The organism is Vibrio sp. 11986-1-5 (assembly GCF_963878025.1).
Classification (GTDB): domain Bacteria; phylum Pseudomonadota; class Gammaproteobacteria; order Enterobacterales; family Vibrionaceae; genus Vibrio; species Vibrio injensis.
Genome location: NZ_CAWNVW010000022.1, coordinates 147,796 through 171,978 on the forward strand (window position 1 = coordinate 147,796; position 24,183 = coordinate 171,978).

General features: G+C 42.7%; 21 protein-coding genes. 10 read left to right on the top strand and 11 right to left on the bottom strand.

The genetic code is table 11. From position 1 onward, the window contains the following. Window positions 1–156: 156 nt before the first annotated feature. A complete protein-coding gene (locus AACS00_RS06570; RefSeq protein WP_110166872.1) occupies window positions 157–1,086 on the bottom strand; it encodes a LysR family transcriptional regulator in 930 nt (309 codons plus the stop codon). Between the two features lie 10 nt (window positions 1,087–1,096). Beyond that, window positions 1,097–1,579, bottom strand: coding sequence for a GNAT family N-acetyltransferase (locus tag AACS00_RS06575; protein ID WP_072669367.1), 483 nt, complete (start codon window positions 1,577–1,579; stop codon window positions 1,097–1,099). Window positions 1,580–1,862: 283 nt separating this feature from the next. On the opposite strand from AACS00_RS06575, the gene pheS reads away from it, so the two are divergent. The 4 genes from pheS (at window position 1,863) to AACS00_RS06595 (ending at window position 8,723) form a co-directional block, all read left to right on the top strand. Beyond that, complete coding sequence (gene pheS, locus AACS00_RS06580) at window positions 1,863–2,846, top strand: phenylalanine--tRNA ligase subunit alpha (RefSeq protein ID WP_004395419.1); 984 nt, start codon at window positions 1,863–1,865, stop codon at window positions 2,844–2,846. 17 nt (window positions 2,847–2,863) lie between these two features. Beyond that, window positions 2,864–5,251, top strand: a complete 2,388-nt coding sequence (pheT, locus tag AACS00_RS06585) for a phenylalanine--tRNA ligase subunit beta (protein ID WP_110166873.1) — start codon at window positions 2,864–2,866, stop codon at window positions 5,249–5,251. 427 nt (window positions 5,252–5,678) lie between these two features. Further along, window positions 5,679–5,975, top strand: a complete 297-nt coding sequence (gene ihfA / locus AACS00_RS06590; RefSeq protein ID WP_072669229.1) for an integration host factor subunit alpha — start codon at window positions 5,679–5,681, stop codon at window positions 5,973–5,975. 327 nt (window positions 5,976–6,302) lie between these two features. Then, on the top strand, window positions 6,303–8,723 hold the full coding sequence (locus AACS00_RS06595) for a M9 family metallopeptidase (protein WP_110166874.1): 2,421 nt from the start codon (window positions 6,303–6,305) through the stop codon (window positions 8,721–8,723). 129 nt (window positions 8,724–8,852) lie between these two features. On the opposite strand, the gene AACS00_RS06600 is transcribed toward AACS00_RS06595, so the two are convergent. After that, on the bottom strand, window positions 8,853–9,629 hold the full coding sequence (locus AACS00_RS06600) for a RelA/SpoT domain-containing protein (protein ID WP_072669228.1): 777 nt from the start codon (window positions 9,627–9,629) through the stop codon (window positions 8,853–8,855). A 325-nt stretch (window positions 9,630–9,954) separates the two neighbouring features. On the opposite strand from AACS00_RS06600, the gene AACS00_RS06605 reads away from it, so the two are divergent. Further along, the gene (locus AACS00_RS06605; protein WP_110166875.1) at window positions 9,955–10,602 is read left to right on the top strand and encodes a thiopurine S-methyltransferase; all 648 of its coding nucleotides are present in this window, start codon (window positions 9,955–9,957) and stop codon (window positions 10,600–10,602) included. Between the two features lie 98 nt (window positions 10,603–10,700). After that, window positions 10,701–12,005, top strand: coding sequence for a methyl-accepting chemotaxis protein (locus AACS00_RS06610; RefSeq protein WP_110166876.1), 1,305 nt, complete (start codon window positions 10,701–10,703; stop codon window positions 12,003–12,005). Between the two features lie 150 nt (window positions 12,006–12,155). On the opposite strand, the gene purT is transcribed toward AACS00_RS06610, so the two are convergent. The 7 genes from purT to AACS00_RS06645 all read right to left on the bottom strand — a co-directional run bounded on the left by purT (window position 12,156) and on the right by AACS00_RS06645 (window position 18,742). Beyond that, the gene (purT, locus tag AACS00_RS06615) at window positions 12,156–13,331 is read right to left on the bottom strand and encodes a phosphoribosylglycinamide formyltransferase 2 (protein ID WP_110166877.1); all 1,176 of its coding nucleotides are present in this window, start codon (window positions 13,329–13,331) and stop codon (window positions 12,156–12,158) included. Between the two features lie 216 nt (window positions 13,332–13,547). Then, on the bottom strand, window positions 13,548–14,435 hold the full coding sequence (gene cdd, locus AACS00_RS06620; RefSeq protein ID WP_110166878.1) for a cytidine deaminase: 888 nt from the start codon (window positions 14,433–14,435) through the stop codon (window positions 13,548–13,550). A 163-nt stretch (window positions 14,436–14,598) separates the two neighbouring features. Continuing rightward, the gene (locus tag AACS00_RS06625; RefSeq protein ID WP_110166879.1) at window positions 14,599–15,276 is read right to left on the bottom strand and encodes a CidB/LrgB family autolysis modulator; all 678 of its coding nucleotides are present in this window, start codon (window positions 15,274–15,276) and stop codon (window positions 14,599–14,601) included. Next, the gene (locus AACS00_RS06630; protein WP_072669222.1) at window positions 15,276–15,662 is read right to left on the bottom strand and encodes a CidA/LrgA family protein; all 387 of its coding nucleotides are present in this window, start codon (window positions 15,660–15,662) and stop codon (window positions 15,276–15,278) included. Before AACS00_RS06630 ends, AACS00_RS06625 begins: the two co-directional genes overlap by 1 nt. Before the next feature lie 32 nt (window positions 15,663–15,694). Continuing rightward, entirely contained in the window at window positions 15,695–17,137 is a 1,443-nt protein-coding gene (gene sbcB / locus AACS00_RS06635; protein WP_110166880.1) for an exodeoxyribonuclease I, read from the bottom strand. Window positions 17,138–17,412: 275 nt separating this feature from the next. Further along, complete coding sequence (locus AACS00_RS06640) at window positions 17,413–17,799, bottom strand: thiol-disulfide oxidoreductase DCC family protein (RefSeq protein WP_110166881.1); 387 nt, start codon at window positions 17,797–17,799, stop codon at window positions 17,413–17,415. Between the two features lie 55 nt (window positions 17,800–17,854). Beyond that, on the bottom strand, window positions 17,855–18,742 hold the full coding sequence (locus AACS00_RS06645; protein ID WP_110166882.1) for a LysR family transcriptional regulator: 888 nt from the start codon (window positions 18,740–18,742) through the stop codon (window positions 17,855–17,857). 108 nt (window positions 18,743–18,850) lie between these two features. On the opposite strand from AACS00_RS06645, the gene budA reads away from it, so the two are divergent. From budA to AACS00_RS06660, 3 genes are read left to right on the top strand one after another with little or no spacing between them, the layout of a single operon-like run. After that, window positions 18,851–19,636 carry an acetolactate decarboxylase gene (gene budA / locus AACS00_RS06650; protein WP_110166883.1) on the top strand — a complete coding sequence of 262 codons (786 nt, stop codon included), beginning with the start codon at window positions 18,851–18,853 and terminating at the stop codon, window positions 19,634–19,636. A gap of 31 nt (window positions 19,637–19,667) precedes the next feature. Continuing rightward, a complete protein-coding gene (alsS, locus tag AACS00_RS06655; RefSeq protein ID WP_110166884.1) occupies window positions 19,668–21,374 on the top strand; it encodes an acetolactate synthase AlsS in 1,707 nt (568 codons plus the stop codon). After that, complete coding sequence (locus AACS00_RS06660) at window positions 21,371–22,129, top strand: SDR family NAD(P)-dependent oxidoreductase (protein ID WP_110166885.1); 759 nt, start codon at window positions 21,371–21,373, stop codon at window positions 22,127–22,129. Before alsS ends, AACS00_RS06660 begins: the two co-directional genes overlap by 4 nt. 110 nt (window positions 22,130–22,239) lie before the next feature. Here the strand turns inward: AACS00_RS06660 and AACS00_RS06665 are convergent, their stop codons facing one another. Then, window positions 22,240–22,776, bottom strand: a complete 537-nt coding sequence (locus AACS00_RS06665; protein ID WP_110166886.1) for an RNA methyltransferase — start codon at window positions 22,774–22,776, stop codon at window positions 22,240–22,242. A gap of 482 nt (window positions 22,777–23,258) precedes the next feature. Here AACS00_RS06665 and AACS00_RS06670 point away from each other — a divergent pair, with 482 nt between their 5' ends. Beyond that, window positions 23,259–24,071, top strand: coding sequence for a hypothetical protein (locus AACS00_RS06670; protein WP_072669214.1), 813 nt, complete (start codon window positions 23,259–23,261; stop codon window positions 24,069–24,071). Window positions 24,072–24,183 lie beyond the last annotated feature (112 nt).

The following is a 24,183-nucleotide window of genomic DNA, read 5'->3' on the forward strand; positions in this document are numbered from 1 at the left end:
AGCCCAGCCAGAAATGGCTGGGCTTTTTTATTTTAACTATTTTCTGTTGAAAAACTTACGTTTTAATAAACAGTATCATATTCAGATTTGCGGACGTCCGATTGATTGAACTATAGCCTAGAAAATTTATTCAATACTGGGGTAAACAAGCAGTGACTAAGAGACCAGTAGTGAGTAGCCAATATCTTGTTTGTCTTTGATATCTTGTTGAAAAAACTGATAGCAGAATTCACGAAACCAGCGATGTTCAAGTGAGTGATGGTGTTTTGCATGCCAAAGTAAGTAATAATCGTGCTGAGGCAGCTCATAAGGCGTAGGAAAAAGGGTCACTGGGTACACTTGGGCATATTGAGCGGCGATATGTAATGGTAACGTAACCAAGCAGTCGGTACCAATCATGGTTTCAATGGCAAGACGAATTGAAGGTAACGTGGCAAAGATCTGACGTTTTTTTCGATAGCGCTGAAATAACGTATCAACTTGTAAGCTTTCCGTATGAAGTCCACTGACTAAAATATGCTTTGCTCGAAAGTAGTCATCAAGTGTGAGTGTTGTATTCTGCTCGATACGCTGTGACCAACGACAGACGACATACTGATCACTGGCTAATTTTTTACCATGTAAATTTTCAGGAACAATAACAGATAATGTGGCGAGTAAATCTACTTGGCTTTCCGCTAACTCGCTGAGTGCACGATCTTGCCATAGTGTTGTATTGAGTCGAGCACTGGGGGCTTGTTGATGAAACTCTCGGCAAAGTTGGGGCAGAATATCTGGTGAAATAAAATGATTGAGCGCGAGATTAAATGGCCGCTGAATTTTATGCACTTCACAATCGGCAGGTTGATAAAGTTGTTCCAGTTGTGTAAATACGGAGGGGAGAAGTGCCAGTAATGATTCTCCCCGTTTGGTTAATATAAATTGCTGTCCTTGCCTGATAAGTAACGGATCCTGAAACTCTTCGCGCAGTTGTTTAAGCGTTTTGCTGATAGCGGGTTGAGTAACGTTCAGTTTTTTAGCCGCATCCGTGAGATTTTTGGTCTCTAATAGGGCATACAGGGTCGGCAGCAATTTATAGTTAGGCATAGTATCCTGATTATAGCTTTTTCATCATCCAAACATCACAACCACCATGTTCAGTACCTTCAAGAGGTTTTGATAGATGCTCAAACCCCAATCGTTCATACAATGCAATGGCTGAAGACATACTAGAAAGGGTATCAAGATAACAGTACTGAAACCCTTGAGATTTAGCAAATTCGAGACAGCGTTCGGCGATGATTCTTCCGCCGCCGTAACCCCGGCTTTTGGCTAGTAAGAACAACTTTTTTAATTCGCAAACACTCCCACTATCTTGAAAAGGTGCTATTCCACCCCCTCCAACAATATCATTATCTAATAGAGCAACAAGATATAGGCTATGCCTATCCTGAGTGTAGTACTTACTCATAGTTAAAACTTCTTCATCAGCAGGTCCAAAACCTTCGCCGACTGCACCAAATTCAGCACCGACTTGTTTAATAATTTGGCAAATTGCAGCGTCGTGTTCTGCTTCAATGGGTAAAACTGTTAATGGCATCATCAACCTCTGGTCATAATCTTTGTGGTTCTAACCATAACGGGCAGCGTCATTTGAACAAAATCAATTTATGACAAAATCACTATAACTAAAAGTTATTTTGCAAGTTCCTAACTTGATGAGTTAGCGATGAATAAACAGGCAAAGAATGAAGGAAATGTGATTTCAATTTGGCTTTGACAGCGGCTTTCGTTACTATGTACAGCTTACTAAAAAACCCAAGAATCCCTTAATTCCCTCACGGGTGCCTTAAGGAAACTGCGCATCAGCAGACGAGGAAACAATGCAACATCTACAACAGATTATTGCTAACGCGACAGCAGCTATTGATGCTGCGGAGTCGTTAGTTGCACTGGATGAAGTGCGTGTTCATTATCTGGGCAAAAAGGGTGAGCTAACTGCTCAACTGCAAAGCCTAGGTAAATTACCACCAGAAGAGCGTCGTACCGCAGGTCAAGAGATCAACGTTGCCAAAGAAACCGTGCAAAAAGCGATTTCACTGCGTAAAGATGCTTTACAACGCGCTGAATTAGAAGCGAAGTTAGCGGCTGAAACGATTGACGTGACTTTACCGGGTCGTCGTATCGATAATGGTGGTTTACACCCAGTCACCCGCACGATTGAACGCATCGAAAACTTTTTTGGTGAATTAGGCTTTAGCGTTGAGTCTGGCCCTGAAGTTGAAGATGCCTTCCATAACTTTGATGCGTTAAATATTGCTGCTGATCATCCGGCGCGTACCGATCACGATACCTTCTTTTTTAATCCTGATTTGATGTTGCGTACTCACACCTCTGGCGTACAGATACGTACTATGGAGAATGGTAAACCACCATTTCGTTTTATTGCTCCGGGTCGTGTGTATCGTAATGATTATGATCAAACTCATACGCCAATGTTCCATCAAGTCGAAGGCATGTTGGTCGATGAAAAGGTTAACTTTGCTCAGCTTAAAGGCATTTTGCACGATTTTCTATGCAACTTCTTTGAAGAAGAAGTTGAAGTGCGTTTCCGTCCTTCTTATTTTCCTTTTACCGAGCCTTCCGCTGAAGTGGATGTGAAAGGTAAGAACGGTAAATGGTTAGAAGTACTGGGTTGCGGTATGGTTCATCCAAATGTATTGCGCAGTGTCGGTATTGACCCTGAGCAGTACTCAGGTTTTGCCTTTGGTATGGGAGTAGAGCGTTTAACGATGTTGCGTTATGGCGTGAACGATCTACGTTCGTTTTTCGAAAACGACCTGCGTTTCCTTAAACAATTCAAGTAATCCAGAGGCTTATCACTATGAAATTTAGCGAATCTTGGCTTCGTGAGTGGGTAAACCCTGCGGTTAGCACTGACGAATTGACCCATCAAATTACTATGGCAGGGTTAGAAGTCGATGACGTTCTCCCTGTTGCTGGCGTGTTTAACGGTGTTAAAGTTGGTCAAGTGGTTGAATGTGGTCAACATCCTGACGCTGATAAACTGCGTATCACTAAAGTTGATGTCGGCGAAGATGAATTACTTGATATCGTTTGTGGCGCTGCTAACTGTCGTCAAGGCTTGAAAGTTGCGGTTGCTACCGTTGGCGCTGTACTGCCAGGTGACTTCAAAATTAAGAAAGCCAAATTACGTGGCCAGCCTTCTCACGGCATGTTGTGCTCATTCTCGGAATTAGGGATTGACATTCAATCTGACGGAATCATGGAATTAGCGCCAGATGCGCCTATTGGTTGTGATTTTCGTGAGTTTTTAGGCCTTAATGATGTCACCATCGATGTAGACCTTACGGCTAACCGTGCTGATTGTTTCAGCCTACGTGGATTGGCGCGTGAAGTGGGTGTACTTAACCGTATGGATATTACTGAGCCATCGGTTGAGACAGTTTTGGCGTCAATTAACGATACCCTAACAATTGATATCCAAGCACCTGCCGCTTGTCCGCGTTATCTCGGGCGAATTGTCAAAAATGTCAATGTGAACGCTGCGACACCATTATGGATGCAGGAAAAGTTACGTCGTTGCGGTATTCGTTCGATCGATCCGATTGTCGATATCACTAACTATGTCATGCTAGAGCAAGGTCAGCCAATGCACGCGTTTGATCTGGCAAAGATTGAGGGTGGTATTGTGGTACGTCTTGCTGAGCAAGATGAAAAGTTAATTCTCCTTGATGGCATTGAAGCAACGCTTAATCCAGATACTTTATTGATTGCTGACCATAATAAACCATTGGCGATTGCCGGTGTATTTGGTGGTGAGCATTCTGGGGTAAGTTCAAGCACGCAAGATGTGTTATTAGAGTCGGCTTTCTTCGCGCCAGATCATATTCGCGGACGTGCACGTCGGTATGGTTTACATACGGATTCGTCAATGCGTTTTGAGCGTGGTGTGGATTACGAGTTACAGCAAGCGGCTCTTGAGCGAGCGACCCAACTCCTGATTGATATTTGTGGAGGTCAAGCGGCACCAGTCATCACGGCTCAATCTGATCAGCATCTTCCAAGTGCTAATAAAGTCGCTTTACGTCGTACGACATTGGATAATTTACTTGGCCATACTATCGCCGATGCTGATGTGGTAGAAATTCTACAACGTCTTGGTATGCAAGTAGAAACTACGTCACAAGGTTGGCTGGCGACTGCACCAACTTGGCGTTTTGATATCGCGATCGAGCAAGATTTAGTCGAAGAAGTCGGGCGTATTTATGGCTATAACAATATCCCTAATCAAGCACCTCAAGCAGCATTAAATATGAATGTCCACAAAGAAGCGCGTTTACCGCTCAAGCGTGTGCGTGATTTGTTAGTGGATCGTGGTTATCACGAAGCTATCACTTATAGCTTTGTTGAACCAGAACAGCAAAAACTAGTGGTTCCGAATATAGAACCCCTCATTTTACCAAACCCAATTTCTGCCGATATGTCAGCAATGCGCCTTAGCTTAATCCAAGGCTTGCTGAATACAGTGGTGCACAACCAGAAACGTCAACAGCCCCGCGTACGCTTGTTTGAGCAAGGTTTGCGTTTTATTCCCGATCAAGCTGCTGAAAATGGTATGCGTCAAGAACCTATGCTGGCTGGTGTGATCGCTGGTACTCGTAGTGATGAACATTGGAACATGGAAACGACTAGCGTTGATTTCTTTGATCTAAAAGGCGATGTAGAAGCAATCCTCGATTTAACTGCGAATGGCCGAGCTTATCAGTTTACTGCAACGCAGCATCCGGCATTGCATCCTGGTCAGGCTGCTGCCATTGTACTAGATGGTAAAGAGATAGGCGTGATTGGTACCGTTCATCCAGAACTTGAGCGTAAATTTGGTTTAAATGGTCGTACTATCGTATTTGAAATCGAATGGTCAGCGATTAATACCAAAGTGATCCCAGAAGCGGTGGCTCTGTCCAAGTTCCCTGCAAATCGTCGTGATATTGCTCTGGTTGTCGATCAAAGTGTTGCTTCCGGGGATGTCGTTGCAACCTGTCAAGCGGCTGGAGGTTCGCTATTACGTGATGCTAAGCTGTTTGATGTTTATATTGGTAAAGGCGTTGAAGATGGTAAGAAGAGCTTAGCTATTGCGCTTATCTTACAATCGTCTGAGCGAACGCTAGAAGATGCGGATATTTCTGCTGCAGTGAACAATATTGTTCAAGCAGTGGCAAACCAATACTCTGCAACGCTGCGAGATTAACCTGGTTCAATACATGCAGTAATACCAAAAAGCAGATCAACGTGATCTGCTTTTTTTAGGTTTAATTTTAGAATTATAAAAACAACAGTATGATTTTTAAGATTATTTACAAAAATTCAAGATCAAGATCAATAAAGATGACGTTTGTTTTTTTAGTCATACATTCTGATTTTAGTTATATATAATTACTTTTTTAGCTTTAAATTTTTTATTTAAAAAAATATTAGAGTTTAATCTTGTTGCTGTATGCAAAACGTACCATTCTAAAGGCTTCCCAGTCGATATCCTTCATAATAAAAAAGTTGGCGAAAATCATAAGCTTGGCATACACTTTTCAACAGAGCCGATATGTCTTTGATTGGCTGAACAAAAATGATTTTGATGCTGCTTAATACAGCAAAGTTTAACCTAGCTTTGAGGAAAGTTTATGGCGCTCACAAAAGCCGATTTGGCTGAAAACCTGTTCGAAAAACTAGGCTTTAGTAAACGGGATGCCAAGGACACGGTAGAAGTATTTTTTGAAGAAATTCGTAAAGCACTTGAGAATGGCGAACAAGTAAAACTCTCTGGTTTCGGCAATTTCGATCTGCGAGATAAAAGTGAGAGACCAGGTCGAAACCCTAAAACGGGGGAAGATATTCCTATTTCAGCTCGACGTGTCGTTACATTTCGTCCCGGACAAAAGTTAAAAGCTCGGGTCGAAAATATCCCAGTAGAAAAATAACAACACATCGTATCAGGCCATACTCTCCGTATGGCCTCGTTGTTTTTACTTAACCTGTTGATAGAAAAGCCTTTCTTAACTTTTGTTTTGGAAGCAGTCTCTTATTTTTAAATTAACCTAGTTTCATATCTCTGCCGCTATACGTATAACCACGCCTCTGTTCAATCAATAATAAAGCGCCTAAGTTTAAGTTTGCCTAAGCAACTGGATGCTAATAATGTGCCCGCCATCTTAATGGACGACAGTCTTTCCCTATATGAATGGCGTATCTCATTAATTGTTATTCAAATTGTTAGGAAAGCTCACTGGCGCTTTGGAGTGAGTTATATGGTTACTTTTCCTCTACATCGTCAACGCCCATTAGTATTGGCCTGTTTGTTGGCTTTTTCTTCAGCGAGTTTGGCTGATCATCGCTGTTATTTTTCTGAATTAGTTCAAGCAGAGGATAGATTAGTTAGTATAATCGATGCCGATCACGCATGTTACAGTTCATGGTATAGCGCTGGAGTAGATAGCCTCAACGATTTATACAGTGAGCCGAGTATCGCGAGGGTTCAGGATGAACTCATGGATAAAGTCCATGAGTATCAAGGTCTGGCGGAGCAAGCGAAGGTCATTAAAAATTTAAGCGAATTTATTCGTGCGGCTTATTATGTACGCTTTTATGCCCAAGGCGAACATCAGCCGTTTTCTCAAGCACTAAGCGAGCGTATTGCACAAGCGATCAATCAGTTCCTACGCTCTCCTCATGTGGTTAATCAAGGCCGAGAACAAGTCGATGCTTTTAAAAACATGAGCCTGATGGCAGATAGCATTAAACAATTGCCATTGACGATGGACAGTATGATGGCGCTATTGGCCCATTTTACCCCTGACACGGCCCAAAATACTCAATGGGTTGATGGACTGAATAATTTATTTAGAGCTATGGCTGGTCATATTGGACGAGATGAGTTTTATCAATACTTAGCTCGTAATCCACAGCATATCGATAATCTAGAACGATTTGCGCAAAATAACCAATGGGCATTAACCACGGATGCGAAATTTTTAGTATTTAATGCCGTTCGAGAAACAGGACGGTTATTAGCTTCTCCTCAGTTAGCCACTCGCCAACAAGCGAAACAAGTGATGCTAGATACGTTACAACGTTACCCGTTGGGTAGTGAACATGAAACGTTATGGTTAGCTGCGGTAGAAATGCTCCAGCATTTTGCTCCAGATGCGATTGCTGACATAAATATAGAAGCTCAAAAAGACAATCTGGCAGCGCGTATATTACCTAATTGGCACCAATGTGATGGCCCTGCGATTATTCGCTCACAAGATTTGACTATAAAGCAAGAGCGTGAAGTCTGTGCGGTTCTTAATGCAAAAGAGCAAGATTTTCATCAAGTGGTAAACAGCGGTGGTCTACCTGTTGCCGACGATTTGAATGATAAAGTAGAAGTTGTGGTGTTTGCGAATAACCAAAGTTACGTCGATTATTCCGCATTTTTATTTAATAACACCACGGATAATGGTGGTCAGTACCTAGAGGGCAATCCAGCCGATCCGAACAATCGGGCACGATTTATCGCTTACCGTTATGCTAACGGTGAAGATGCGCTATCGATTCTTAACCTTGAGCATGAGTATGTGCATTATTTGGATGGTCGATTCAATTTATATGGTGGGTTTGGGGATAATCTGGCCCATGGCTACATTGTCTGGTGGTTAGAAGGTTTTGCCGAGTACATGCATTATAAGCAGGGTTATGATGCTGCTATTCGTGTTATTCAACAAGGGAAAATGAGCTTATCCGATGTAATGGCAACGACGTACTCTCATGATACTAACCGTATTTATCGCTGGGGTTACCTTGCGGTTCGCTTTATGTTGGAAGAACATCCACAAGAAATTGACCGTTTACTGGTTTTAGCTCGGCAAGGGCAATATAAACAGTGGGCTGAAACGGTTAAACACCTCGGCAATCAATATGATCATGAGTTTTCGCGTTGGTTAGAAACGTTAACGGTTGACGAGCAACCGAGTATTGAGCCAACTCCAGAGGAGCCGCAACAAGCACAACCGGTAGCATTATTTTCAGGCCAGCCTATTACATTACAAGGGGATTACCTAACAGAGCATCTTTTTTATATCGATGTTCCTGAACGCAGTTTGAGTTTTCAGGTGTCGATAACAGGGCAAGGCGACGCCGATTTATACATGAGTTATAACCAAGTTGCTCATTATTATGACTATCAATTCAGTGACTTTATTAGTGGCAGTAGTAATGAAACCATTAACTTAGAACCACAAGCTGATGGTTATGTACAAGCTGGTCGCTATTACATTAGTGTTACTGGAAGAGCAGCGTTTTCTGATGTAATACTTTCAGCAAAAATTCAAACCGAGCAGGTCAGCTTGCCCCCCAAAGAGCAGGATGACTTACGTCCAATTCGACTAGAAGAAAACCAGAGTCAAACTTTGCTGGTTAATCAGCGTCGTTATGCCGCCATTTATGTTCCAGAGGGAGTGAGTACGGTTCAGGTGTGGATGACGCCAACACAATCCACAAACAGTAATGTTGATCTTTTTGCCAGCTTTGGCCAATGGGCAAGTCGAGCCTCTCATCAATGGGCTTCTACGAGCGTAGATAGTTATGAATATCTATCGATACCAGTAGAAAAAACAGGTCATGTCTATTTCACTTTGGATGCGCAAGCACGAGGTGAGAATGTTGAGTTAGTGGTTTATTTTGATTAATCATAATAAGAATTATTGAACTCAGTTTAGTTTGCTCAAAAACTAACGCGTTGATAGACAAAACATCAACAAAAGAACGCAGAGCCAGCGAGACTCTGCGTTCTTTATTATTGAGGTAATAAATTTAAATTAAGCTGCTTGGATATTTGTCGTAATGTAAGGTTGCCAAGCTTGTTGATATAGGTTGAGAGATTGATGGCGAATTTGATGAATTTTGGCTAATTCCCAATCGTTAAGAGGTCTTTGCTCCCGGCTGGCTTGACGTTCAATACGTTGTATTTGTTCATACAAACGATGCTCAGGGCCGCTTTTTACCTCAGCAATGGCTTTTAAGTGCAATTGAACCTCGGCAATGATTTTACTTTTCGGTAGTTCGACTAAGACATTCAGGTCACGATAACCAGAGGCCGCTGGTGTTTTAAAGCGATTTTTTACTTTTACGATCGTTGCTTCGCGTCCTAACACTTCATAAGCTTCCACCAAACTTGGTACATCGTCAGCAATGATGGTTGCGCGTGCTAAATCGGTAATTCGTTCTGGTTGGCCATTGAGTTCTAATGCAATTTTTTCGAGCGCTCTTGAACGAGATTTGGTTCCAGAAAATAACGCTTTAGCAGATGTCAACATTGCGGCGCTAGTGCATAACGTTTCGAGCTCTAGTTGAGCATCACTTGCTTTTTGATAGAGTTCATCAAAGTTGCTATACGGTTGGATAACCGAGTGATGTGTGGTTTGAATACCGTATAAACCACTTAAACTATGCTTAAAACGTTGGGCATTGATTTCATTTTGATATTCTCCTTGAGGCGTTTGAGACGATACATTGACCGGAATGGTTGCGGCGAAGGCAGGGGCTCGGCTTAACATGAATAGCATGAGGGCCGTTGTTCTTAGCAATAGACTCATTCATTCTCCTTAGCTTGCGTTGTTTAGGTCAAAAGAAGGACTTAAAAGAACGCTAATCCAACAACAAACAGAAGCCACTAAGGTTTAAGTTGGGGTGACTGAAACGAATTCAACCTAAACGATCTTCTCTATTTCAATAATATGGTTTTGGTCACAGTGTTGAGACACTTGATTAGATCCACAGTTCCACATTCGAATGTAAAGAAATGTATATCCTTCACATTTGATGTTGAGCCTTATTGATGACAACAGCATAATGCAGCCTTTTGCGTACTTAGCGTATCAGTCAGCTAGTCGTCTTTGAATAATACAATGGTAGAGAAAAATGAGAGATCCAGAATTTTGGCATAACAAATGGGCGGCAAATCAGCTTGGTTTTCATCTTGATGACGTTAATCCATTACTCATGGAATATTGGTCAGCGACGTTACCACAACGCAGTGATAACGTTTTTGTTCCTTTGTGTGGAAAAAGTGAAGACTTAGTCTGGCTAGCTGCTAGGCATGATAATGTACAAGGTGTCGAACTGAGTCCGATAGCGGTAAGGGCATTTTTTGCTGAGCATTTTTATACGCCATTAGTGACTCAACTTTCTGCACAGCATGAGAGTTATCAATTTGATGAACTGACTCTTTATACTGGGGATATTTTCACCGCGCCATTGGTTCCGGTTGATATTATTTATGATCGCGCGGCCTTAATTGCCCTCCCAGAAGAGATGCGAGTACATTATGCTGAGCGCTTAAAAAGCTTATTGAATCCCGGAGGTAGACTATTACTGATCAGTTTAGATTACCCTCAAGAAGAGCGTAGTGGCCCACCATTTAGCGTCAATGAACAAGAAATTCGTCAGTTATTTAATGGCTTTGATATCCAGCGTTTAGCTCGTGATGAAGCAGATGCACATCATCCGGAAAGCGTTAAAAAAGGAGTCAGTTATTTTGCTGAAGAGGTTTGGTTGATAAAAAGATAAAGAACCTGAGGTTTTGGATAGAATGATATAAACTGTAATCAAGGATTTGCTAATCAAGCCCTTTTAAAGCCCCAGCCGTAGATAATAAGGATCGTTTTATGTTTTTTAATCAGCAGTCCAAACAATTAAAACAAGTTACTCAAGAGCGTGATCAGTTAATCGCCGCAGGCGATATTCTTACGGCAATCGGTAATCATACCGCCTACATCGAGTTTACTCCCCAAGGTGAAGTGTTATCTGCAAATAAGCTTTTCTTGCAAGTGACAGGGTATGGTTTAGAAGAGGTTAAAGGGCATCATCATCGAATGTTCTGTGCTAAAAAAGTGAGTGATTCTCCGGCTTATGCAACTTTTTGGCAGCAGCTCGCTCAAGGTCAGTCTCAATCGGGAACGTTTAGTCGTTTAACCAAAGGTGGGCAAGAAATTTGGATCGAAGCGACCTATATACCGATTAAAAATCAGCAAGGTAAAGTCTATAAGGTGATTAAAATTGCCAGTGATGTGACTAAAGCGAAACAAAAATTAGATTCACAGGCGGCCATTTTTAATGCGGTAGATAAATCGATGGCGGTGATCTCTTTTACGCCGGATGGGACAATTGTTGAAGCCAATAAAAATTTTTTAGCGGCGCTTGGTTATCAATTGAATGAAATTGTTGGCAAACACCACCGTATTTTTTGCGATGATGCGTTTCATCAAGAACATCCTAAATTCTGGAGCGAATTAGCGAAAGGCAAGTTTCAATCAGGATTGTTTAAACGTTTGACTAAGTATGGTGAAGAAATTTGGATCGAAGCGACCTACAATCCTATTTTTGATGATCAAGGTAAGGTGGTTCGAGTCACTAAATTTGCTAGTGATATAACCGATAGAATACAAAGGTCAAAACGGATAGAAGAGGCGACTCTGATTGCCGAGCAGCGTTCTCAAGAAACCGTTTCTTTAACTCACGATGGCTCCAAAATGGTGGCAGATGCAGCCGCTAGTGCACAAGATATTGAAGCTACGGTCAATAAAGCTAATGAGTTAATGGGGCAACTGGCCGGACAATCTAAACAGATTGTGCAAATCGTTACCACCATTTCTAGTATCGCTGATCAGACTAACCTATTGGCATTGAATGCGGCGATTGAAGCAGCAAGAGCTGGCGAGTATGGCCGTGGATTTGCAGTCGTTGCCGATGAGGTTCGATCACTTGCAGCCAATACCTCTAAAGCGACCGATGAAATTAGCGCTATTGTCAAAAGAAATACCGAATTAACGACAACCTCAGAAGCGAGTCTAGATAGCGTACGTGCCAAGGTGACGGAATGTAATAATCAGTTAAATATTACTAAAACATTAATTGAAGAAATACGTAAGGGTGCGGTGTACGTAGCGGAGACGATAGAAAAAATCAAGTAGAGTGGTGTTGCTCTTTTTGTTTAACGTGTATGTCTTTCCAGCTTGAAGCGCTTGACGCTTTAGCGATATTGGCTCGATTTTTATCTCTAATTACATAATTATTTATAATCATTGGGGGACCGTCTGGCCCCCTGCAGCTTCAAGGATGGTTCAGTACTCAATCTTTATCGCTTTAGCACATTCTATCGCTCTATCCGTTGCTTCCGTTGTCGTCTTACTACGCGTTAAAGCAACACCTAAACGACGACGCCCATCAATATCCGGTTTCGCAAATAAACGAACCTGAGCGGTTGGAATGCTTAGAGCGTCATCCAATCCTGAAAATTGGATGTTGTTTGAAAAACCTTGACCAAGAATCGCGGCTGAAGCAGAAGGCCCATATTGAGTTATCGTTCCGACAGGTAAACCGATAAATGCGCGAACATGCAGTGCAAATTCTGATAAATCCTGGGAAATCATCGTCACCATGCCAGTATCGTGTGGGCGAGGGGATACCTCATTGAAAATGACTTGGTCGCCTTTGACAAACAGTTCAACACCAAATAATCCATAGCCACCAAGCGCATTAACAATTTCCTCTGCTACATATTCAGCGGCTTTTAAGGCATTTTCGGACATAGCTTGTGGCTGCCAAGACTCACGATAATCACCGTCTTCTTGTCGGTGACCAATAGGAGCGCAAAAATGGACACCATCGATAGCGCGAACCGTTAATAAGGTGATTTCATAATCAAAATCAACAAAACCTTCGACGATGACTCGGCCTGCTCCTGAACGTCCACCTTGTTGAGCATAGTGCCAGGCTTGTTCAATATCCTCAGGGCTTCTTAAAACACTCTGACCTTTACCGGAAGAGCTCATGATCGGTTTACAGACACAAGGTAAGCCGATTTGCTCGACAGCGAGCACGAATTGCTCATAACTATCTGCAAATTGATAATTGGAGGTTGGTAGTGACAGCTGTTCAGCAGCGAGGCGGCGAATGCCCTCTCGATTCATCGTCAATTGAGTGGCTTTGGCGGTTGGGATAACCGTGAAACCTTGTGTTTCTAATTCGACCAGTTTATCCGTGGCGATAGCTTCGACTTCGGGCACGATATAGTGTGGTTGTTCTTGCTCGATGATTTGTTGTAGTGCTTGTGGATCAAGCATATCGAAAACATGATAACGATGAGCGACTTGCATCGCAGGGGCGTTCGCATAGCGATCACACGCAATCACTTCTAAACCAAGGCGTTGACATTCAATGGCGACTTCCTTACCAAGCTCGCCTGAACCAAGTAATAGCACCCGTGTTGCACTATTGAGAGTAGCCGTTCCCAACATAAAAAATCCTTATTCATACTCAATACCTAAGTGGCATTGACTTCTTCTTGAGAGATAAAAACAGCGGCAATGATACTGGAATCGTGTGAAAAAGAAAACGTTTGCTATTTGGGTTGGATGAAATCAAGTAGGGGCATGAGTGCGACAAATAAAATCGGGTTGTTATTGATTACTCATCAATATACTAACGCGACGAGTAATCAATATTGATTAAGACTAGAGTGCTAAATAAGACAAAGGAAGGTCTGGATTAATCACTTCGAGGGTCGCTTGAGTATCAGCTAAATGGCTGATTTGACCTTGTGCCATCTCGACTAACGCAGCGCCCGCTAAGTCGGTGAATTCTTCCCCTGCCATACGCAGTTGGATCAGTGCGACTTGTAGGGGAGGCAAGCTTGGATTAAAAGCGGCATTTTCTGCGTATGATCCGAAGTATTCTTGACCTGATTGAGTACGCAGCGCAACTCCACTGAGGTTATTAGTATAAGGAGCGTGGCTACGATTGAGAGCTTGAATTGCCGTTTGAACCAGTGAGTCTTGATCGTCACTGTTATAACCATGATCAATCGGGGTCATTAACGCCGATTCAATACCCAAATCCCTTGGCCCAAAAGATTCAGGTAAATAATCTTGCAGCGATTTTTCTTCCCTTTGTGGTAATTGAATCATTAAGGTGGTCGCTGTACTAAGCTCATTCATAAACTGTCGGCAGTGACCACAAGGACTATAATTGACCGTCATACTGGCTATGCCTTGTTCACCCTTCATCCACGCGTGACTAATCGCGGCTTGCTCAGCATGGATGGTTTGTCCTAGCTGCGCTCCGGAAAACTCCATATTAGCGCCAAAATAGAGCCGACCACTCACTCCTCGAGCAATCGCTCCGACATGAAAGTTGGAAATTGGCACGTACGCATAAGCCGCAGCGAGTGGCAGTAGAGCGACTCTGAGATCGGCGTCGTTTAATCCTGATAAAGTCAATAATTGATGGAATTGTTCAGCAGAAAGTGTCGCATCAAAGCGCTCGGCCGTGACGATAGGCGTTAGAAACTCGCTAAGCATGGCTGGCATTTGTGATAACGCTTGTTCGATTCGGCTATGCATAATTCATCCTTAATTGGTCAATTGAACTTCATTTTAGATAATTACCATAGTCATTCTGTGATTAAAGTCTCAATTCTTTATGTAAATTGATTTCATTTTTCATAATTAGAGTGAGGTCACACATAATACCCAGCGAATCTCCCAAAATCTCAACAAGACCCGTTTAATAAAAAAGCCATAGACTAAAAGCAAACAGGCTAGGGGCTAAAATAGAGGTGATCACACCACAGAGTACCAGTGCTAACGAGCTAAATGCCGCATCTCGTGGATCTTTTTCAGCACAGGTTGCAGTACCCAGAGCGTGAGCAATAGTCCCTGTGGTTAAGCCTCTAGCTATTGGGTGGGTAATATTCAGCAGGTTATAAATGGGATAGGCCATAATAGCGCCAAACAACCCGACAAGTAGAACAAGAATAGCGGCGATGGCAGGCTCTCCGCCCAAATTACTACTGACTTCCATTGCAATAGGTGTAGTGACGGATTTGCCCATCAAGGCGGCGACTAAGGTAATGTCTGCGTGCATTGATAAGGCAATAATGCTGGCCGTGAGCATAGACATGATGCTGCCAACGCCACAAGCTAAGAGAATAATTCGCCAATTTGCGCGAATTTGTGGTAATTGCTCATAAAGGGGATAAGCGAGCGCAACAACAGCAGGCTGGAGTAAATCACTGATCCAATGATTATCCGCGTAATATTCTTGGTAAGGCACTTCTAACCAGATCAGTAACGGAATTAAGATGGCGATGCAGATCAACAATGGATTAACTAAAGGTGAGCGGTATTTTTGAGCTACCCAACGAGCGAAAAAAAACACCATCAGTGTTATGAGTAACCACATTATTTTTTGCCTCTTTTTAAAAAGCGATCAAGCACGTAACCTACTGAAATCAAAACAAGGGTTGTTCCGCCAATCGCGCTGGCGATAATCGGCCAAAGGTTAGTTGCTAACATGTCAAAATGGACCATTAAGCCAACGCTGATTGGTACGAACAGCAAAATCATATAACGGATAAAAAGATGAGCGCTAGGTCGTACCCAATCGACGGGAACAATACCACTGGCCAGTAAAGCAAATAAAATTAGCAAGCCAAAAATACTACCTGGGATAGCAATCCCGAGCCAATGTTGTAGGCTAACGCCAGCCCATAGACATAAAAAAATAAGCCCCATTGAGACTAGATACTGCGCAGTCGTTTTCAATAATTTGGCGAGCTTAGGTATCATGGTGTGAATAAACCCTTTTTGTAATAAGCCATTTAAGAAGTAAGCGCTTCAACATAGCGATACACCGCTTTTAGTAAGGCGATCTTTTTAGCATCGTGTTGATGTTGCTCGACCAAATTTTCTAAATTGAGCATATAACTTGGTAACTGAGTAGCAAAATAATCTTGGCAATGACTTGCCCAACGGCGTTGTTCCGTTTCATTGAGTGTCCAAGGATAATGGCGCGCTCGATAACGGAACAGTAAAGGTGCAATGCGTTGATCACTGAATTGAATATCTAAATCAGCCAGTGACTCTGGCGCGGCAGAGCGAATAATGTCCATTGCCGCGCGATCGGCGGGAGAAAAGAAGCCATCATACAATTGGCAATCGACATCATTGCTCGGTGCAAAGTCTCGCTCACTACTGAAGACATTCACTAATTTTTCACGGAGTGTCGGCTGCTGGCGGATTTGAGCCAGGTTGGCCAAGCATTGCTCGCGATCAATACCAATGGTGGCTGCATTTTCAGCCGTGAGGGTTTTCGCAGGAGCTAAAATGGGGCATTTATTTAAGTGAATCAGCTTAACCGGTACTGGCAATTCATCTTCTGCTAAATCATCATGTTTAGTATACAGGCGCTGTAAGAGTTGCTCGCTGGTTAACTCAAATAGCGGCTCGGGGTTTTTGGCTAAATCGACCACGATTACGGCGTTTTGGTTGGTGGGATGCCACGCAATGGGCACGACCCAACTGGTATAACTGCGTTCACGCCCAAGCATGCCTGAAACATGCATCAATGGGGTCATATTAACAATATCAACCAATTCAATTAACTTACGTTTGTGGCGCATGGATAAGAAGTAATCGAACAACTTAGGTTGAGCGGCTTTAACTTTTTTCGCAAGTTCAATGGTGGCAATCACATCAGCCATCGCATCGTGAGCGTTAGTGTGTTCTATACCATTTGCCTCGGAGAGATGCTCAAGTTTAAAACTGGTAAAGCCGTCTTGATTTTCTGGCCACTCAATGCCTTCTGGACGTAATGCATGGCAAGCGCGCATCACATCAAGTAAATCCCAACGTGAGTTACCTTTTTGCCAGCTCCAAGCATAAGGATCAATAAAGTTGCGGTAGCAGGTATAGCGGGTTACTTCATCATCAAATCGAATGCTGTTATAGCCCAAACTGATGGTATTCGGTGTGGCGAGTTCAGCATGAATGCGGGCAATAAATTCTGGCTCGGGCAGCCCCTCTACCTGCGCTTTTTGTGGCGTAATACCGGTTATTAAGGCGGCTTCTGGTGAGGGTAAATAATCACTCTGTGGTTGGCAGTAAATCACCAAAGGCTCACCGATAATATTAAAATCCATATCGGTACGCACACCAGCAAACTGGCTAGGACGATCTTTGGCTGGGCTTGTTCCCCAAGTTTCATAATCTAGGAAGAAGAATGTTGGTTGTGCATCAGCGCTGGAGTGAGTGGAGTTTTTCAAAGTAAGCCTTATCTTTCCGTCGAGTGATTAAAAGAGAGAGCTAGGCTCTCATTCATGACGTCGGTTTGGACATAACAATACAACCATAACCAGTCACAGAGAGCACGATCAGTGAGCGAGATCGGCGGAGTATTAATATTCGGTAACTAGAAAATGATTGAGCAGTCTTGATAGGCTAAGTATCTGATCATATCCACTGACAATGCAAGAGCAATGGCGCTTTGCACTATCAATAGGCTTGCAATTGATGCCAATCTAAGCGCTTAAAAAATCCGTTAGCGGGAACATTGCTTATTGCTGCACTTCGCTGTGCCAGTTAACCAAAATGAAAAACGATAACGATGTTTGGCAAAGTACAGGTAAGCTTTATCGGCCAAAGGTTTAATTAATCGCCAACGTAGTAGGGCATAGATCCAGCCTTTGCCGACGAATTGCCAAGCGCGATGTACGGCGTCTAAGCCAAGGATTAACTGTTGGGACTCATCGAGCGCATGCAAAATAGTGCCCGCTTGCTTGATATCAATTTGCGGGTAAGCGCTAATCTCTTCACTATAAATATCAACCATCTTAAGTGACTGGTTTTTATCTAACCGCCTCAGTGCGTCCATTTCTTTAACGCACAATGGGCAAGTGGCATCATAAAATAAAGTTAATTGAGTCATGGCTGGGTCCGGTTAAAATTATCATGCTGATTATACGTCTTCGTGACTGTGTCGATCACTGTTTAGGGCTGCGCATACATTGGATACTGGTATTAATTAACGGGTGATGATGACGACTATCCCATACCAATGCGACCTGACTGACAAAAGGCATGTCATTGATCTGTTGTACAACAACCGATCGATCGAGATGCTCAGTTAACGATAGCGGTACAATGGCAATACCAAAACCGGCTTGCGCCATGGTAATAGCAGTGCGAAGTTGTGGCGCGGCGTAAGGCCGAGCAATATGCACCCCTGCATTATGTAAAGCCGCCTCAATACGATCGTACAAGGCTGGGCCAGTCTCACGAGGAAACATTAAGACATTTTCATTATGTAACTGGGCCAAATTGAGGGTTGGATGAGTGGCTAAACGATAGCTAATGGGGGTAACGGCCACGAAAGGATCATCAAATAAAATCTGTTGGTTAAGTGACTCACTGGCATAACAAGGCAGGCGCATAAAAGCAAATTCTAAACGCCGCTGTTTGAGCAATGTGACCAGATCGGGCATTGGATGCTCAACGGCTACTAAATTGAGCTTTGGATATTGCTCATGCAAACGGCGGATATTGTCTAAAACTTCACGGCTACTCGCTGTTGAGGAAGCAAATCCGATGCGTAATTCCTGTTTTTCACCGCGCGCAATTTGCTCCAACTTTCGCTGACAGCACTCAACCTCTTGTAAAATGTGTTGCGCATCATGATAAAACTCTTCCCCAGCGGCAGTAAGTTCAACTCCGCGAGATAAACGTTTAAATAAGGCAACGCCTAACTCATCTTCTAACTTTTTGATTTGTTGACTTAATGGTGGTTGGGCGATACCTAACTGCTCAGCAGCGCGCGTAAAATGCTTAGCGTTAGCAACGGCAACGAAATACTTCATGTAGCGAAATTCCATCATTCATCCATATTTTTTTTATATCAAAATAAATCTTTTTTATATTGGATTTGTTGTGCTTCTCAAGTCAATCTAAATATACACTTTAGTTCATATTAGGGTTGAGTTATGCAACGTTTTATCTCTTCGGTCTGTTCTTGTCCTCAGCAAATTGCAGAGCAGTTTGCTCATTATCAGCAAGGCTCGGGAGAAGGGGAGATTTATCAAACTTCGCTGATGAGCGCCTTAATTGCTGGTGTTTATGAAGGTTCAACAACCATTGCTGAACTGCTTAAACACGGTGATTTTGGTTTGGGGACTTTTAATCAATTGGATGGCGAGTTGATTGCTTTTGATAGTCAGGTTTTCCAACTGCACGCCAATGGTTCCGCACATCCTGCTCAACTGGATCAAAAAACGCCTTTTGCGGTGTTTACTTTCTTTAAACCAGACATTGAACTGCCCATTAATGACACATTAACCCGTCAGGAAGTGCATCAGCTTATCGATCGTTTGGTACCTAGTGACAATGTTTTTTGTGCGATTCGGCTTGAAGGGGACTTTCCATTAGTCCAAACCCGTACTGTTCCTAAACAGCAGCGTCCTTATCGACTGATGCTCGAAGCGATCAAACAGCAGCCTACGTTTCATTTTGAACACCAATCGGGCGTGATGGCGGGGTTTCGTAGTCCGCGATATACCACGGGAATTAATGTTCCTGGTTATCATGAGCATTTTATTGATCATGCGAGAACAGGGGGAGGCCATGTTCAGGACTACCTCGTTTCATCGGGGTTTTTACAAATCGGTTGTGTCTCGCGTCTAGTGATTGATACCCCGATATCAAGTGATTTTCTTGATGCCGATCTTATGCCCAAAAATCTTCATTCCGCTATCGAAGCGGCTGAAAAATAACCCAACACATCGTCAGTCAAAAGGAAATGTTATGTCATCTCATCACGCTTTGCGCAGTGGCGCGCAGTTAATTGCACAGCAGCTAGAGACCTTAGGCATTCGGTACGTATTTGGTATACCTGGTGCCAAAATTGATCGATTATTCGACGCGCTTGAAGATACGAATATCCAGATGATCCCAGTCAGACATGAAGCCAATGGGGCGTTTATGGCCGGTATCATGGGACGTTTAACCGGTAAAGCGGGTGTAACGTTAGCGACTTCTGGTCCGGGATGTGGGAACTTAGTGACTGGCGTCGCCACAGCTAATACAGAAGGGGATCCGATGCTAGCTATTGGTGGTGCAGTAAAACGAACTTACCAACAAAAACAGACTCACCAGAGTATGGATACCGTGAGTATTTTTCGCTCGGTAACCAAATACAGCGCAGAGATCCAACATGTTGATGCGGCTAGTGAAGTTATGGCTAATGCATTTCGAATTGCTGAATCTGGGCGTCAAGGGGCATGTTTTATCAGTGTCCCACAAGATGTATTAAGTGATCAAACGGATGCGGATTTAGTTATCCCACCGAGTTATCGCCCAAGCGGTTATGCCGATTTAGCGGCTGTTGAAGAGGCGGCCAAGCGGATCGGTAAAGCGAAGCGTTGCGTGGTATTGCTTGGTTTACATGCCAGTGATCAAGTTAACGCATCGATGATCAGTCAGTTTTTACAAAAAACGCAATTACCTGTGGTTGGTACTTATCAAGCGGCAGGTGCCGTAGATATTAACTATTATCACCATTTTGCTGGCCGAGTCGGATTATTCAATAATCAACCGGGTGATGTGTTACTGCAAGATGCGGATTTAATCATCACCATCGGTTTTAATCCTATTGAATACGACCCAGAGCTCTGGAATGCACGTCGTTGTCCGATCATTCATATTGATATGGAACCTGCACAGTATCAACAACATTACCAACCCTGTATTGAGGTCGTTGGTCATATCGGTGGAGCCTTACAGGCTCTTTGCGCACAGATAACGGAGTTTGCCCGCTTATCACCAACAGCACTATCGATTTTAGAAGAAGTGACGCAGCAAAGACATATCATCAAAAGCTATCCGATTAAGCAGAAAGCCGCAGGTTTTCACCCTTTAAGCTTGATTAAAACCATGCAGGCGATCATCACACCCGACACAACCTTGTGCCTTGATATGGGGAGCTTTCATATTTGGATTGCGCGCTATTTAAGCTGCTTTCGAGCTCGGCAGATGTTGGTTTCAAATGGTCAGCAAACCATGGGAGTGGCGCTACCTTGGGCGATTGCTGCGAGCCTATTAAAACCGGGGCATAAGGTCGTCTCGGTTTCTGGTGATGGTGGCTTTATGCAGTCGAGCATGGAGTTAGAAACTGCGGTGCGCTTAAAATGCAACATTGTCCATATTATCTGGGTTGATCATGCTTACAACATGGTAGAAATGCAGGAGCAACAAAAATATCAACGCAGCTCAGGGGTAAAATTTGGCCCTATTGATTTTCAAGCTTATGCGCAATCGTTTGGTGCGCATGGATTTGCCGTGACCCAAGCCGATCAATTAATGCCTATCCTTCGCCAAGCCATGGCAGTAGAAGGGCCAGCAGTTGTCGCGATTCCAGTGGACTATTCAGATAACTACAAATTAATGCAGGCTCGTAGTGAGCAGCATCAAGATCCTGTTTTTCAAATCAATAATGAAGGAGTTTTACTATGAAAGGGTTAATCAATAAAGTTGCGATCATCACTGGTGCCGCTAATGGTATTGGTTTAGCGATTGCACAGCGTTTGTATGATGAAGGTGCTCAGTTGATGCTAGCTGACTGGGATCAAGAGCAATTGCTGAATGCTTTAGAGCATTTTGATAAGGCTCGTGTTGCCGCGCAAAAAGTGGATGTCTCCGATGCCCAGCAAGTAGCGGCCTTGGTACAAACTTGCGTAGAGCACTTTGGTCAACTGGATATTTTAGTCAACAATGCGGGGATTCATATTCCCGGAACGGTACTGGAATGCAGTGTAGAAGACTGGCAGAAAATTTCGGCAGTCAATATTGATGGGGTGGTTTACTGCGCCAAATTTGCCTTACCAGAATTACTGAAAACCCGCGGTTGTATTGTGAATACCGCGTCAGTTTCTGGTCTAGGTGGTGATTGGGGCGCTGCATTCTATTGTGCGACGAAAGGCGCAGTCGTCAATTTAACGCGTGCGATGGCACTAGATCATGGTTTATACGGTGTTCGTGTTAATGCAGTATGCCCAAGCTTAGTGAAAACCAATATGACCAATGGTTGGCCTGATTCAGTGCAAGATAAATTTAATGAACGTATCCCACTAGGGCGAGCCGCTGAACCCAAAGAGATAGCAGCGGTAGTGGCATTTTTAGCCAGTGATGATGCTTCATTTATCAATGGTGTGAATTTGCCTGTTGATGGTGGCGCGACGGCTTCAGATGGGCAACCGAAAATCGTCTAATCCGTGATTTTTCATTATGACTATATCAAAGCCAGTATGAGGTTAAATCGTACTGGCTTTTCAGTTTGAATCAAAACACAGTAATGTTATGAGAGATAAAGAGTTTTCGGCTAAGCATTCTCTTTATTCAGTTTGTTGCGCTGAAACTTCAAGCGGTTTTTGACATCGCGGTTAGTAATGATTTGCTGTTGATGGTCGATATCAGGGTTAGCTTTAGCCAGGCGATCGTAAAGCAAAACATTAACGCTGGCGGCTAAATTCATACAGCCTACGGTCGGGACATACACTACCTCATCAGCTTGATTAATGATGCTTTGAGGGATAGATCCATCTTCGGGGCCGAAGACATACAGCGCCTGTGGCGGATGAACAAATTCAGGCAGTGGCGTTGCCCCTTCCGCCAGTTCAACACAAACAATCTTGGTAGCGGATGGCAAATCGTCGGTGATCTCAGTGACTGCCATCAAGGGGATGCTACTTTGGCGGTTTTTAGTGTCGGTTTGTAGTTTCGCGGCTCTGTCGTAACGAGTCCCCGTATAACGAATCGCATCCGCTTGATAGCATCCAGCAGCACGTAATACACCACCGACATTGGTTGGGCTTTTGGGGTTACATAAACCGATGATCACCGATATTTGCTTACTCACAAAGTGCTCCTCTTAAAATTTGGGCGAGAAGTATAGCGCTAAATTTATAGAGAGTAAGAAAAATATTTTATGAAATTAGCATCATTTATCTATCTTAGTGAGTAAAAATAAATACTTATTTGTTATGGGTAGGTAATAGTAGTGAAATTGTAATGATAGTTTTATCTCGTTAAATAAAACGTTTTAATGAGCAAATTCCAAGTGACGTAGAACATTTTTTAATATTAGGAATATTAAAACTCCAATCTATATACAAGATCACTAAATGGAGAGGTGGTTACATAGTCATTACATATTAAACTGAGCTTTAACTGGCATTAAAACCAAAATATTTAATTAAACTAAATGTGTTCATTGAATTATCACAAATCTGATGTAAAACTAGTTTAGTATGATTTGGTAGGGACGCTGTTAGCCGTATTAGTTCTCTAACAAATGGACTAAGTAGTGCTGGTATTAATCAATATAAAGGAAATATGAAAATGAGTAATTTATTAGTAAAAACTAATGAATGGGTTAAACATATCACTAGTACAGATAAAATTATTTTACCTCAGTCGATATTTGAAAGGCCATCCTTACTAAGGATGGAAGGTGTTCAAATAGAGAACCCTGCACGTGCAGAAGCTGTCGGTGACTATAGACAGCAAGCAAATAATGCATCAACCCCAGGTACTGCACCTCAAAGTATTTTTGATGGTATGCAGACAGCTGTTAATATGTGTCGAACCAAAGCGGAATATAACCCATTAGACCCAGATGGTAAGGGCGATAAAACCCATTTTATTCAGTTTACTCAATATATTAGCTCGATGCCTTTTGTAACTTTAGATTGGGCGACAACGACACAAATAAAACAGCAGAGCAAAAATGCGGATGTGTTGATTAACTCATTTGTGGATGGATTTTGGGGTATAGAAAAAGGTGATAAAAATCAAATAGTAAAATCTGTTCAAGGGTTGGTTTCAGCAGCGTTATCCTATGCTAACCAAACGGAAAAAATGTCTAATTTTGCTCAAAACTTATTACAAGTAGATTCAGCAGGTAATGTTCAGTTTAGTCTTTATAGTAGTACTTTCCAAATATCCGCAACAGAGAAAAAAGGCATTATTACTTTCCATTCAGAGTATGAATTATCACAAGCGATGTATTCACTCTCCCCAACAAGTTGGGCTTCGGTTAGAGAGGCTTTCTCAAGACAATATAAAGTGACTGTTGATGACTGGATTAATGATATGACAACGCCAGTTAAACAAGGAAGTACAGTAAAAGCTCTCTGTTTAGAAGAAAGATAATACCAAATTAATCTCATGAACTAAGCTTACTGTATAAGTAAGCTTAGTTTTTACATGGTATAATTATACTTTTTAAGTTTCTATCGGTGATTTTTATTAGATACAAATTGGT